9 protein-coding genes and 1 pseudogene are annotated in these 13,452 nt (G+C 56.5%); 7 read left to right on the top strand and 3 right to left on the bottom strand.

The genetic code is table 11. The features are described 5' to 3' along the window. The first annotated feature begins 62 nt into the window (after nucleotides 1-62). The 7 genes and pseudogenes from CEK66_RS04330 to CEK66_RS04300 all read left to right on the top strand — a co-directional run bounded on the left by CEK66_RS04330 (nucleotide 63) and on the right by CEK66_RS04300 (nucleotide 10,246). Nucleotides 63-1,259 (top strand): cystathionine gamma-synthase, encoded by a 1,197-nt coding sequence (locus CEK66_RS04330; protein ID WP_152236064.1) that lies wholly within the window; start codon nucleotides 63-65, stop codon nucleotides 1,257-1,259. Nucleotides 1,260-1,314: 55 nt separating this feature from the next. After that, nucleotides 1,315-2,130, top strand: coding sequence for an ABC transporter permease (locus CEK66_RS04325; RefSeq protein ID WP_152236063.1), 816 nt, complete (start codon nucleotides 1,315-1,317; stop codon nucleotides 2,128-2,130). Beyond that, the gene (locus tag CEK66_RS04320) at nucleotides 2,120-3,553 is read left to right on the top strand and encodes an ABC transporter ATP-binding protein (RefSeq protein ID WP_152236062.1); all 1,434 of its coding nucleotides are present in this window, start codon (nucleotides 2,120-2,122) and stop codon (nucleotides 3,551-3,553) included. Before CEK66_RS04325 ends, CEK66_RS04320 begins: the two co-directional genes overlap by 11 nt. Further along, entirely contained in the window at nucleotides 3,550-6,153 is a 2,604-nt protein-coding gene (locus tag CEK66_RS04315) for a glycosyltransferase (RefSeq protein WP_152236061.1), read from the top strand. Before CEK66_RS04320 ends, CEK66_RS04315 begins: the two co-directional genes overlap by 4 nt. Next, entirely contained in the window at nucleotides 6,150-7,346 is a 1,197-nt protein-coding gene (locus CEK66_RS04310) for a glycosyltransferase (protein WP_152236060.1), read from the top strand. Before CEK66_RS04315 ends, CEK66_RS04310 begins: the two co-directional genes overlap by 4 nt. Nucleotides 7,347-7,476: 130 nt before the next feature. Then, complete coding sequence (locus CEK66_RS04305; protein ID WP_152236059.1) at nucleotides 7,477-8,916, top strand: hypothetical protein; 1,440 nt, start codon at nucleotides 7,477-7,479, stop codon at nucleotides 8,914-8,916. Between the two features lie 385 nt (nucleotides 8,917-9,301). Continuing rightward, nucleotides 9,302-10,246: pseudogene (locus CEK66_RS04300) on the top strand (IS481 family transposase). A 236-nt stretch (nucleotides 10,247-10,482) separates the two neighbouring features. Here CEK66_RS04300 and CEK66_RS04295 read toward each other — a convergent pair. From CEK66_RS04295 to CEK66_RS04285, 3 genes are all read right to left on the bottom strand, one after another. After that, nucleotides 10,483-11,524 (bottom strand): IS3 family transposase gene (locus CEK66_RS04295; RefSeq protein WP_255424685.1). Its coding sequence is split into 2 segments (ribosomal slippage): nucleotides 10,483-11,332 and nucleotides 11,331-11,524, totalling 1,044 coding nucleotides; the frame shifts between segments, so codons are not numbered across the junction. A 131-nt stretch (nucleotides 11,525-11,655) separates the two neighbouring features. Further along, nucleotides 11,656-12,597 carry an electron transfer flavoprotein subunit alpha/FixB family protein gene (locus CEK66_RS04290; RefSeq protein WP_152236057.1) on the bottom strand — a complete coding sequence of 314 codons (942 nt, stop codon included), beginning with the start codon at nucleotides 12,595-12,597 and terminating at the stop codon, nucleotides 11,656-11,658. After that, on the bottom strand, nucleotides 12,597-13,343 hold the full coding sequence (locus CEK66_RS04285) for an electron transfer flavoprotein subunit beta/FixA family protein (RefSeq protein ID WP_152236056.1): 747 nt from the start codon (nucleotides 13,341-13,343) through the stop codon (nucleotides 12,597-12,599). The genes CEK66_RS04290 and CEK66_RS04285 overlap by 1 nt, the downstream gene beginning before the upstream one ends. Nucleotides 13,344-13,452: the final 109 nt, after the last annotated feature.

Raw genomic sequence — 13,452 nt, 5'->3', positions numbered from 1 at the left:
GTGCTGCATGGGGCCGTTCAGACCGCACTGCTAGAATCACGCCCCTTTTCCGGTAACCCCACATGACGGACAACACGTCGAATCCCCATGGCGACGGCCCCGCGCTGGCGCTGGCGACCCTGGCCATCCATGGCGGACAGCACCCGGACCCGACCACCGGCGCGGTGATGCCGCCGATCTACGCGACCTCCACCTACGCCCAGTCCAGTCCCGGCGAGCACCAGGGCTTCGAGTACTCGCGCACCCACAACCCGACCCGCTTCGCCTACGAGCGCTGCGTGGCGGCCCTGGAAGGCGGCAGCCGCGGCTTCGCCTTCGCCTCCGGCATGGCCGCCACCGCCACGGTGATCGAGCTGCTGGACAGCGGCAGCCACGTGATCGCGATGGACGACCTGTACGGCGGCAGCTACCGGCTATTCGAGCGGGTGCGCAAGCGCACTGCCGCGCTGGAGTTCGGTTTCGTCGACCTGACCGACCCGGCCGCGTTCGAGGCGGCGATCCGCCCGACCACCAAGATGGTGTGGATCGAGACCCCGACCAATCCGATGCTGAAGATCGTCGATATCGCGGCGATCGCCGCGATCGCGCGCAAGCACGGCCTGCTGGTGGTGGTCGACAACACCTTCGCCTCGCCGCTGCTGCAGCGGCCACTGGCGCTGGGTGCGGACATCGTGGTGCATTCGGCGACCAAGTACCTCAACGGCCACTCGGACATGGTCGGCGGCATGGCCGTGGTCGGCGACAACGCCGAACTGGCCGAGCAACTGGCCTTCCTGCAGAACTCGGTGGGCGGCGTGCAGGGCCCGTTCGACAGCTTCCTGGCCCTGCGCGGGCTGAAGACCCTGCCGCTGCGCATGCGCGCGCACTGCGACAACGCCCTGGCGCTGGCGCAGTGGCTGGAGACGCACCCGGCGGTGGAGAAGGTGATCTACCCGGGCCTGCCCTCGCACCCGCAGCACGCCCTGGCCGGCCGGCAGATGAGCGGCTACGGCGGCATCGTCTCGATCGTGCTCAAGGGCGGCTTCGACGCGGCCAAGCGCTTCTGCGAGCGCACCAAGCTGTTCACCCTGGCCGAATCGCTGGGCGGCGTGGAGAGCCTGGTCAACCATCCTGCGGTGATGACCCATGCTTCGGTGCCGGTCGCACGCCGCGAGCAGCTCGGCATCAGCGATGCGCTGGTGCGGTTGAGCGTGGGGGTGGAGGATGTGGGGGATTTGCGTGGGGATCTGGAGCGGGCTCTGGGTGAGGGAGTTAGTTAATGGGGCCGCAGAGAATCATGGGCTTCAATGTTTACGTCATTCGGAAATATTAAATATGAATTCTTTCTCTCCCGTGGCGATGTTATGCTCGCTATGGAATAATCGCGGGATTATTTGGCTTCTGGGTGCGCGTGACGTTCAGAGCAAGTACAAAGGGTCTTTTGCCGGCCTTTTGTGGGCGTTCATTAATCCGCTGTTGATGCTGCTTATCTACACTTTCGTTTTTGCCGTCATCTTTAAGGCGCGCTGGCAGGGGCAAACTGGGGATAGTCGAACGGAATTTGCGCTGGTAATGTTCGTTGGCGTGATTATTCACGGCTTGTTTGCCGAAGTCATCAATCGGGCACCTGGCATCGTTCTTGAAAATACAAACTACGTCACCAAGGTGGTTTTCCCTTTGGAGACGCTGCCAGTCATTAGCCTTGGTTCTGCGCTTTTTCACGGTTTGGCCAGTACATGTGTACTTCTCGCGAGCATCCTCATCTACAGCGGTGGTGTGCATTGGCAGGCCGTTTTTTTTCCATTGGTGTTGATCCCCTTCTTAGTCATGGTAATTGGCATCGCTTGGATACTGGCGGCGTTGGGTGTGTTCGTGCGTGACCTGAAGCAGACCACAAGTTTCATAACAACGGCAATGCTGTTCCTCTCCCCGGTGTTCTACCCTCAATCTTCTTGGCCTCCCCAATATCAACACCTTTTTGCGCTCAATCCGCTGACGTTCATCATGGAGCAGTCGCGAAAGGCGCTGATTTGGGGGCAGGTCCCGGACTTCACCGGTTTGCTGATCTATCTTGCTATCGCCTTAGTGGTTGCATCGATAGGCTTCGCAGCTTTTCAAAAAATGCGCAGGGGTTTTGCTGATGTCCTCTGAGTTCATGAAAGATTCCTCGGCAGGCGATGCGGTTATTAGCGTATCTAGTCTTGGGAAATATTACGAGATATATGCTGATCCAAAAGATCGGCTGAAACAGTTTGTTCTGCCGGCATTGGATCGAGCTCTTGGTGGAGAGCCTAAAAAATACTACCGCGAATTCTGGGCCCTGCGTGATGTTTCATTTCAGGTCCGGCGCGGCGAGACAGTGGGCATCATAGGCCGTAACGGTTCTGGTAAATCCACACTCCTGCAGTTAGTCTGCGGCACTCTTACGCCATCAACCGGTCAGGTGCGGACGCAGGGGCGCGTCGCGGCTTTGCTTGAATTGGGTTCTGGCTTCAATCCGGAATTTACAGGGCGGGAAAACATAATGCTCAGTGGTGCCCTGTTCGGGCTCACTGTTGCTCAAATGGAGGAGCGATACGAAAGGATTGTTGCGTTTTCGGGTATCCCGGAATTTATCGATCAGCCTGTCAAGACCTACTCTAGCGGCATGGTGGTCCGTCTCGCGTTTTCGGTGATCGCGCATGTCGATGCGGATATCCTTGTAGTGGATGAGGCTCTTTCAGTCGGTGACGCCTACTTTACCCAGAAATGCATGCGCTTCCTTCGTTCATTTATGAAGCGTGGAACACTATTGTTCTGCAGCCATGACATGGGCGCGATCATTAATCTTTGTGAGCGCGCTATCTGGCTGGACAAGGGGGCATTGCGGATGAGTGGCTCTCCGAAAGATTTATCGCAAGCATATCTTGCATCTTTGTTTGAGCCAGATGCGGGTGTTGAGGGCCAAGTCGACGAAATTTATGAGGCGGAATCAGCAAAGAGTGGGGACGGCGTCAAATTGGAAAAGGTCGATAATTTTCTACCGGCCTTACCTGTTGACTACGTTGACATGAGGCAGGGCATGATCGATCGATCGCACTTGCGGAACGATATAGAAATATTTCAATTCGACGAAGATCGCGCATCGTTTGGTACAGGGGCGGCCTCCATCACAAGTGTCCACTTGTTGGACAGCAGCGGGCGCGCGCTTAACTGGGCGATAGGTGGGCAGCAAGTGGCTCTGCGAATCGCCGTCCTTGCCGCAGCCGAGATTCATCGGCCAATAGTCGGATTTGTAGTTAAGGATAAGCTTGGGCAAATCATATTTGCTGACAACACTTACATTTCTCATCGCGACAAGTCTATAACTATTGCGAAAGGGACTACTTTTTCGGCAACTTTTTATTTTACCTTCCCGGTCCTTCCTGGCGGTGAATACAGCATTTCCCCGGCTGTTGCTGAAGGTACGCAAGCTGATCATGTGCAGCATCAATGGATACATGATGCATTGATACTTCATGTTCAATCTAGCGCGGTTTGTCTTGGACTATTCGGCGTGCCAATGCGGAAAATTGATTTGGAGGTTATGTCGTGAGTCACGATGATATGCGCGACAGGGACGAGCAACTGGATTTCACCGGCGAGAGATTCATTCCTGGTGTCGCTGGCGAAATCGAAATGGAACATTACCATCGATACCAGTTGGCGTGCCAAATCGTTCCCAGAAGGCGCGTGCTAGACATCGCATGTGGTGAAGGCTATGGATCGGCTTTGATGGCAAGGTATGCTACTAACGTCATCGGTGTTGATATTGATGGTGATACGGTAGCCCACGCTAGAAAAACGTATATCAACCAACGTCTTGAGTTTCTTCAGGGTTCTTGTGCGGCAATTCCTGTGGCGGATTCGAGTATCGATGTGGTGGTTAGTTTCGAGACCATCGAGCACCATGATCAGCATCAGGAAATGATGGCGGAAATTGTACGCGTGCTGTCCCCAGGCGGAGTACTGTTGTTGTCCAGCCCAGATCGTTACGAGTATTCAGAGAGAACTGCATTTAGAAACAATTTTCACGTCAAGGAGTTGTATAAGAGCGAGTTGCAAGACTTGCTCGCCGGCTATTTTCGGAACATACGCTTTTATGGCCAGAGAGCCACGATGGTGTCAATGATTGGCGACCTGGAGTACGCAGTAGCGACCAGTAACGATGACTCCTTGCCTGTCATCCACTACTGGACCGAAGGAGGTGGGGGGCTTCTCGAAGGGGTGCGCAGTGCGCCTATGCCGCGCGAGCCCGTTTATCTAATCGCTATAGCGTCTGATGGGGATTTGCCTCAGTTGCCTAGTTCCGTGTTTGAGGTTCCTGGGTATGTTGAATCAAGAGTTAAGCAGGTGGCTGCAGATTACCAGCGTGAGATCTCCAGGATTGGGGAAGAGCGCGATTGCATGCTTAAGGATAAAGATGATGCCTGGCAGGCGCGTGTCGATCAGGTTGCGCTTGACTATCAGGCGGAAATAAAGCGCATCTCACTTGAGCGTGATCAGTTCCTCGCTCAGAAGGATCTCGATTGGCGGAGCGAACTCGAGAATGTTGCTACTGAGTATTGCTCAAAGCTCTCTGATGTCCAACGAGAGCATGAAGAGGCTCTGTCCGCGAAAGATGCAAACTTTCTGAAAGAGATTGAGGAAGTCGTCCACACCAATGCCGCTCACTTTGATAATGAGTTTTCATCCTTGCGTGCGGAACTAACTGAGCGTGCGAGCAAGGATCTAGAGATGCTCGCGGCCGAACATAGGGACGCAGTGGCATTGGTGGCCAATCGCTTTGCTGAGCTTCAGCGCTCGTTGCCTTTAGTTAGCTTGATCGTAGTTAATTACAATGGTATGCGTTACTTGAAGACGCTGCTATCGAGTCTTGCAGCACAAGATTATCCAAAGTATGAAGTGATTCTTGTAGATAACGCCTCGGCCGATGGGTCTGTGGCATATGTCGCAGAAAACTTTCCTTGGGTGCGTATTGTGGAGTCAGGTAGAAACCTTGGCTTTGCTGGTGGAAACAATGTTGGTATCCAGGCTGCGTCTGGCGAATTGATCGGTTTGATCAACAATGATACGGAAGTCTCTCCTTCTTGGCTCACTGCGCTAGTGGAGGCCATGATGGAGGCGCCTTCTGTATCGGCAGTTGGTTCCAAGATCGTTTTCTTTCGCCGTTACGTGGAGCTGACTATTCGTAGCGCGCCATTCCGACCAAGTCGTGATGGCGCTTCTACTGACACGCGCGAATTGGGCCTGCTCATTGACGATGAAAGCGAATTTTTGGCTGCAGATTACCGGAAATCATTCTATGTTGATGGGTTCTGGGGAACGGAGGGTATCGCGAATCGTAAGGCGCGTTGGACTAATGGTGTGGGCGTTCTGCGCTTGCCTGTGCCGCCTCAGGCGGTCGATGGTCGGTATCAGTTGGTGCTCAAGCTTTCGGGTACGGAAGCTGCCGCTGGCCGCCAATTTTTCGTTAGCATCGGTGATAACGAGATTGGGGATGGCGTATTGACCGCTCATTTTAAAGATTACGTCTTCAGCTGCGATGCCGCATCGGTGGATGCCGAGTCCTTCGATGTAATTAATAACGCGGGGACGTTGCTTGATTCTGATGGCGAGGCTGGTGATCGTGGAATATACGAGGTCGACAGGGGGCAGTACGATCATGTAGAGGATGTCCAGGCGTTGTGCGGGGCTTCCATGCTCATTAAGCGGTCAGCACTAGTAGAAGTTGGACTGTTCGATTCTGATTTCTTCATGTATTACGAAGATACGGATTTGAGTTGGAGGCTTAGAAGGGCGGGAGGCTTGCTTCGTTACATACCTTCGAGCGTGGTCCGGCATGTACATACGGGGTCTAGCGTCGAGTGGTCGCCGATGTTCGTTTTTCATGTGTCTAGAAATCACGTATTTATGAAAATTAAGCATGCTCCTGCTTGGGTTGCCGCAAAAAGCTATGCAAGGGAAGTGTCTCGATGTGTACGCGCAACTGGATTGGCTTTGAGCCAAGGATTCAAGAATGCCGAGCGCAATGCGGAGTTCTTCTTGCGTTTGCGAGTTCAGTATGATTTGGTTCGCTTGCTGCCTAGGCTGCTCAAGCAGAGGTGGGGGGGCAGAATGAAATCTAATGATCGGTTGGGGGCCGTACGTTCATGAGAGTTGGTATTTACAACCGCTACTGGGGAACCATGGGGGGGGGGGAGAAGCATGTCGGAACTATCGCGGAGGTGTTGCTTGCCGAAGGTTACGATGTCGATCTGATTCGTGTTGAACCGATTGACGAAGTCGAGTTTGCTTCTAGGATGAATTTGGATATTGCCCGCGCTCGTTGGGTTGATTGGCCTGGTTTGTCTTGTGCTGATTTGGCCCCTCGAAGTGCGATTTACGACGTTTTCATAAATTCCACTTATTGCTCCTCAATGGTCACTCAGGCGGAAAGATCAATGTACTTGGTCTTTTTTCCGCATGATTTGATAGAAAGGGCGCCCATACCTCGCTTTCTACAGCGTGCTGCTGGCAGATTGAATCGCACAGGGCATCCGAATCTCGCTCGATTGTCTAACTTTGCCCGGCGAATGTTTCGGGTAAGCGGTCCGGCTGATGGTCGAGCCTTTATTGATAGCTATCAGTTGGCTATGACAAACTCCGAGTTCACCGCTTCTTGGGTGCATCGGCGATGGGCGCGTGACACCGCGGTGGTACCTCCACCAATTGATACGAAACGCTTTTCTAGTAGGAGTGTTAAAAAGAAGAAGGTAATATTGAGTGTTGGTCGTTTTTTTTCTGGCGGGCATAATAAAAAGCATATTGAGTTGATTACAGCTTTTAGGTCTATGTGTGACGATGGAGTGATCCCGGATGGTTGGGAGTATCATTTGGCGGGCAGTGTTCATACCGAATCTAAGGAGCATCGCAATTACTTCGACCGAGTCAACGAGCTTGCACAGGGTTATCCAATCAAGATTATGGGTAACTTGGCTTCGCAGGATTTGCTCGAAGAGTACGAGCAAGCGTCGATTTTCTGGCATGGAGCTGGATGGGGCGAGCATGAAGAAATAGAGCCAGAGAAGCTGGAGCACTTTGGCATGACGGCGTGTGAGTCAATGGCGGCCGGTGTAATACCAATTGTCGTTCCTAAGGGTGGGCCAAAGGAAATCGTTACCGACGGCGTGGATGGGTTTTATTTTCGGGATGAACAGGAACTACGAGCCAGGACGGTTGTGTTGATGCAGATGTATGGTACTTCGGAGCAAGAGGCTTGGTCGAAGCGCGCTCAGGCTAGCGTGGATAAGTACTCTAGAGTCAATTTTCACGCAAAGTTCATGAGTGCTTTTCGCCGCCTTGTTTGATAGTATTTTATTAGCTAATGGATTCTGCTCGGCGATAGATCTTCTGTTTGGGGGAAAGCGTTTTGGCTGCCCAGAAGCAAGATTGCTGTAAGTTAACTAGTCTCCTGGGTTATAAGGTGGATATTGGAATATGAATGCCAATGATCGCGTGCGGGGCAGTGGGCGTGATGTACTTGCAGTTCTCCTATTTGTTGGTGTAGGAGTGCTGCTTTATCAGATGAAGGCAAGCGCGTACCTAACATCTGTACCCGGTGATCTAATAGATGCACGTTTTAATTCTGTCATTTTGGAGCATCTTCACCAATGGGTCTTAGGTCAGACGCCTTCGCTGTGGAGTCCTGGGTTTTTCTACCCTGCAAAGGACGTGCTCGCATTAGGTCCCAACCATCTTGGGTCTTTTTTACCTTATTCTGCTATGCGTCTGATTGGTCTTGATCGCGAGCAAGCATTTACGCTTTGGTTCATTTTGGGTGGAGTGCTTAACTTTCTCTGTGCGTATATCGCCTTTCGAAAACTTGGCCTCCGCGCTTCAGGGGCTGGTGCGGCTGCATTCGTTTTTGCCTTCTCTCTCCCCGTTTTGGCGCAACAAGCACATGCGCAATTTGCGTATCGTATGTTTGTTCCTTTCGCATTCGCCTGCTTTTACGATTGGCTTAGAACAGCTCGCCCGTATGCATTAGCATGGAGCGCACTTTGCTTGATGGCGCAATTTTATTGCTCTATCGACGTTGGTGTATTTACAGTTTACTTGCTTATTGCGATGCTGTTGGCATGGTTGATAGCTGGACGTGGAGGGGAGCTTTATGCACAAGTTCGAAGCTTTCTGACGTTTTCTAAGCTTCGTGAGTCTCTAATTGCAGTCGCTGTAATTTCATCTAGTTGTGCTTTAGTTTTAGTATTGCTTCTTAAGTGTCGCGAGGCCAGTCGTGAGAACGGCGTGGTGTATTCGCATGAAGACGTTATTGGCATGCTGCCGCAGGTCTGGAGCTACTTGATCGCCGATTACTCCGGTTTGACGCGTGACATTGGCGCTTGGATACAGGGCGTCTCTGTGCGTCAAGAACAGCAATTGTTTATTGGCGTTGGTGTGTTGTTATTCTGTCTGATTGGAAGTCTGGTTGTGCTGAGGAAGATAGAGAATGCCGATTTGGGTAAAGTCTCGTTGCTAGCTACTTTAGTACTGATAGTCGGTACTCTGAATATTGGGGCTTTTTCTTTATACCCGATTTTGCTAAATCTTCCAGGGATCGCCGCGGTAAAGGTCGTTACCCGCGTCTTGCTGGTGATGGTGGTCCCGATAGGCATCTTGTGTGGCATTGGATTTCAGCGGATGTTAATGCTGCATTGTAACGGGGGGGCGTTGCGCCAATTGGTGTCTGCGGCATTTCTTTTTGTACTACTTGTTCTTGAGTCGGTCATGTTTCAACCGAATAGTACTCCATTCATGGATTGGCGCGCTCGTTTGGATGCCTTCGCGTCGCGAGTACCGGAGGAGGTGCGGGGGGGGGGGGCGTGCTCTTTGCAGAGCGTTCGATGCAGGCGCCTTATATGGAAGACTTGGACGCGATGATGTACGCGCAGGACCATGGCATGGTCACCGTAAATGGCTACTCATTTTATGTTCCAAAGGGGGCTGGAGTCGCCGGCTCCTGCGATTCGCCAGACAGGTTCGTTGCTTCTTATGGAAACAACGCTGGACTCTCTTTGATTGGGCAACTGGACATCAGGCAGAAAATTGTGGTGGTCCCCTTCGGCACCTGCCGGCCTTGACGAGGATGGCATTCACGCGCGCTCCATGGCGGGATGCAGATTGAAGCATTTGGGAAATTCTTCATCGGAAAGGGAGGGCGGGCTGCTTGCCCGCTCTCTAGCTGTGATCTCTCAGTAGGTTGTTCATCCGGGGCATCTCTGGAAGATGGGGGTTACCAAGCCAACCCAGCCCCCAGGAGCCCCGGATGAACCTGCATCAACATGCCCGTTCGAGCCCTCGCGGTCGAGCCCTGCTGGTGGATCGCATCCTTGTTCATGGGCTGCGCGTGGAGGAGGCGGCGCATGCCGCCGGGGTCAGCGTGCGCACTGCCTACAAGTGGCTCAGGCGGTTCAAGGAAGAAGGCACGGCGGGGCTGATGGATCGCTCCTCGCGGCCACGTCATTGCCCGCACGCTATTGCGCAGTCCATCGTGGATCAGGTCCTTGAGCAGCGCCGCTGCCGGCAAACCTACCGCCAGATTGCCGGGCAGCTTCCTGTGGCGCCGAGCACCATTGCGCGATTGCTGCGCCGCGCCGGCCTGCATCGGCTGGCGGATCTGGAGCCGGCCCTGCCGCACAATCGCTATGAGTACGCCCAACCCGGCCAACTGCTGCATCTGGACATCAAGAAGCTGGCCCGTTTCCGCCAACCCGGCCACCGCGTGACCGATGATCGGACGGTCACCTCCCGTGGCATTGGCTGGGAGTACGTCCACCTGGCCATCGACGATCACTCCCGCGTGGCCTTCGGCACCATCGAGCCCGATGAGCGCGGTCTCAGTGCCTGCAGGGCCCTGATGCAGGCGGTTCGCTACTCCCGCAGCCTGGGCGTGCGCTTGGAGCGCGTGTTGACCGACAACGGCGCCTGCTACACATCACGCCGCTTTCGACGCCTTGTCCGACGGCTCGGCCTGCGCCACCTGCGAACCCGACCTTACACGCCACGCACCAATGGCAAGGCCGAGCGGCTGGTGCAGACCAGCCTGCGAGAATGGGCTTATGCGCGCTCCTATATCGACTCCACGTAACGCGCCAACGCCTTCTCGGGCTGGCTGCATCATTACAACTGGCATCGACCACACGCCAGCCTCGGCTACAAGCCGCCCATCTCCCGAATTCCACTGAAAAACGTGGTGGGTTTACACATCTAGCGCCCAAGATCAAACCGCGACAAGAACTGAGCTATGCTTGAGTTTTTATCTACTTTTTTGCCACATGCAGAGAGGGGCGAGACTCATGAGATCCAGAATCTGTTTGGCTGGGATCAAGGTAAGTAGCAAGCTGCGCAACTGAGTAAGCTTGGTAAAGCAATGTCCAATACGATTGCTATCATCGATAGCATGCCTGTTGTAATGCGACGTCCCCCCGCCTTGAGTAGCGGTCGGCTTTAGAGTCCAGAGTTGATGATATCGATTTTGGACAGATGTTTGGCGTAGGCGGCGGGGGTCAGGCCACAGAGCACTTTCTTGTGTCGCTCCTCGTTGTATTCCCTGCGCCATGTTTCGATGACAGTTCTGGCGTGCAGCAGGCTGGTGAACCAGTGCTCGTTGAGGCATTCGTCGCGCAAGCGGCCGTTGAAGGACTCGATGTAGGCGTTCTGGTTGGGCTTGCCTGGCTGGATCAGGCGTAACTGCACACCGCGCTCGTACGCACAGGTCACCATCGCCTTCCCGCAGAACTCCTTGCCGTTGTCGGTGCGAATGACCTTCGGCAGACCCCGGTTCAGCGCCAATCGATCCAGCACCCGGCTCACGCCGTGGCCTGAGATGGCACGTTCGACTTCGATGGCCACTGATTCGCTGCTGGCATCATCGACGATGGTCAGGCACTTCAGGACTCGGCCTTCGGCGGTGCGGTCGAAGACAAAGTCCATGGACCACACCTCATTGGCGGCCTTGGGCCTGATCAGAGGCTGGCGCTCCCCCATGGCCACCTTCTTGCGCCTGCGACGGCGCACCTGCAGTCCAGCCTGCTGATACAGCCGCTCCACACGCTTGTAGTTCACTTTCCAGCCCTCCTGACGCAGCGTCAGGTAGATCATCCCCACGCCATAGCGCTTGTGCCGATGGGCCAGTTCCACGATCCACGCCCTCAGCTCGATATTGCGATCCGGCTGGGACTGGTAGCGCAACGCGCTTGCGCTCATCCGCACCACCGCCAGCGCCCGACGTTGGCTCAGCCCTTTACCATGCAGTTCGTGCACCAGCGCTCGCCGCGCCGGCGCACTCACCACTTTTTCGCAGCGCATCCTTGATCAGGTCATTCTCAAACACCTGCTCGGCCAGCAGCTTCTTCAGGCGCGTGTTCTCCGACTCCAGTTCCTTGAGCCGCTTAGCGTCGGGCACGCTCATGCCGCCGAACTTGGCCCGCCACAGGTAGTACGAGGCCTCGCTGAAGCCGTGCCGCCGGCAGAGATCCTTCACCGCCATGCCCGCTTCAGCGTCCCGCAGGAAGCCGATGATCTGTTCTTCGCTGAAACGCTTCTTCACGTCCAATCTCCTTGGGTTGGGGAATTGGACTCCAAACCAACGTGCTACTCAAAACCGGGGGGACGTCGGTATCAAGACAACGCCTTTTCTAGCTCCGGCAGCACCGTGAACAGGTCGCCGACCAGGCCGATGTCGGCGATCTCGAAGATCGGCGATTCCGCGTCCTTGTTGATCGCGACGATGGTGCCGGCGTCTTTGATGCCGGTCAGGTGCTGGATGGCGCCGGAGATGCCGATCGCCACGTACAGTTCCGGCGCGATGATCTTGCCGGTCTGGCCGACCTGCAGCTCATTGGGCACGTAGCCGGCGTCGACCGCCGCGCGCGAGGCGCCGACCGCTGCGCCGAGCTTGTCGGCGAGCTGGTAGACGATCTGGAAGTTCTCCGCCGAGCCGACGCCGCGGCCGCCGGAGACCACGCGCTTGGCGCTCTGCAGGTCGGGGCGGTTGGACTTGCCCGCAGCCAGGCCGACGAAGCGGGTGTGGCTGGGCAGCGTCGCGTCGACGCTGGCCGCTTCGACCGCCGCGCTACCGCCTTGCGCCGCTTCCGGCCACGAGGCGCTGCGCACGGTGGCGACCACGATCTGGTCGGCCGGGGCCTGCACGCTGATGATGGCGTTGCCGGCGTAGATCGGTCGCTTGAACGCGTAGTCGCCGTCCACCGCCATCAGGTCGGAGATTTGGTTGACGCCGAGCAGGGCGGCCACCACCGGCATCAGGTCCTTGCCGAAGGTGGTGGAGGGGCCGAACACGTGGGTGTAGCCCTTCGCCAAGGCGGCGATCTGCGGGCCCAGCACCTGCGCGATGGCGTGTTCGTTGGCGGGATTGGCGACGGTGAGGACGCGGGCGACGCCGGCGATCTGCGCGGCCTGGGCAGCCACCGCGGCCGGATCGGACGCCAGCACCACGATGTCGATGGCCTCGGCCGACAGCGCCTGCGCGGCGCTGACGCACTTGGCGGTGGCGGCGTTGAGCTGCCCGTTGAGATGTTCGGCGACGACGAGGATCTTGGCCATTACAGCAACCCCTTGTTCTTCAGTGCGGCCACCAGTTCGGCGGCATCCTTGACCATCACGCCGCGGCTGCGCTTGGCCGGCGGGGCGTAGTGGGTGGTGGTGAGGCTGTCGTTGGCCTCCACGCCCAGGTCGGCGAAGGCCAGCGTCTGCAGCGGCTTGCTCTTGGCCTTCATGATGTCCGGCAGCTTGATGAAGCGCGGCTCGTTCAGGCGCAGGTCGGTGGTGACCACCGCCGGTAGGTCCACTTCTAGGGTCTCCAGGCCGGCGTCGACCTCGCGGGTCACCGTGGCCTTGCCGTCGGCCACCACCAGCTTGCCGGCGAAGGTCGCCTGCGGCCGGCCCCACAGCGTAGCCAGCATCTGCCCGGTCTGGTTGGCGTCGTCGTCGATGGCCTGCTTGCCGAGGATCACCAGGTCCGGCTGCTCCTGCTCGACCAGCTTGAGCAGGGTGCGCGCGGCGGTCAGCGGCTGGATCGCCGCGTCGGCGACCACGTGGATGGCACGGTTGGCGCCCATCGCCAGGCCGTTGCGCAGGTGCGCGGCGGCATCTGCCGGGGCGATGGTGGCGACCACCACCTCGCTGGCGATGCCGGCGTCGCGCAGGCGCAGCGCCTCTTCCAGGGCGATTTCGTCGAATGGGTTGGCGGAGAGCTTGACGCCCTCGGTGACCACGCCGGAGCCGTCCGGCTTGACCTGGATGCGGACGTTGTAGTCCACCACGCGCTTGTAGGCGACGAGGATTTTCATCGTGTACGAGATCCTTCAGCAGTGCGGGAAGGCCCGGCCGCGGCGGCTGGCACGGGGCAGTCGGAGGATTCTAACCGGGCGCGGTGGACCATGCGAGGGCGTATGGTGG

The organism is Xanthomonas sp. LMG 12460 (assembly GCF_009192895.1).
Taxonomy (GTDB): Bacteria; Pseudomonadota; Gammaproteobacteria; order Xanthomonadales; family Xanthomonadaceae; genus Xanthomonas_A; species Xanthomonas_A sontii.
The sequence above is the reverse complement of the archived record's forward strand: the minus strand, read 5'-3'. Positions and strand labels throughout refer to the sequence as shown.

Excerpts from the sequence above, each read along its gene's own strand:
- CEK66_RS04330 (WP_152236064.1), top strand. The coding sequence starts at position 63 with ATGACGGACAACACGTCGAATCCCCATGGCGACGGCCCCGCGCTGGCG.
- CEK66_RS04325 (WP_152236063.1), top strand. The coding sequence starts at position 1,315 with ATGAATTCTTTCTCTCCCGTGGCGATGTTATGCTCGCTATGGAATAAT.
- CEK66_RS04320 (WP_152236062.1), top strand. The coding sequence starts at position 2,120 with ATGTCCTCTGAGTTCATGAAAGATTCCTCGGCAGGCGATGCGGTTATT.
- CEK66_RS04310 (WP_152236060.1), top strand. The coding sequence starts at position 6,150 with ATGAGAGTTGGTATTTACAACCGCTACTGGGGAACCATGGGGGGGGGG.
- CEK66_RS04305 (WP_152236059.1), top strand. The coding sequence starts at position 7,477 with ATGAATGCCAATGATCGCGTGCGGGGCAGTGGGCGTGATGTACTTGCA.
- CEK66_RS04290 (WP_152236057.1), bottom strand. The coding sequence starts at position 12,597 with ATGGCCAAGATCCTCGTCGTCGCCGAACATCTCAACGGGCAGCTCAAC.
- CEK66_RS04285 (WP_152236056.1), bottom strand. The coding sequence starts at position 13,343 with ATGAAAATCCTCGTCGCCTACAAGCGCGTGGTGGACTACAACGTCCGC.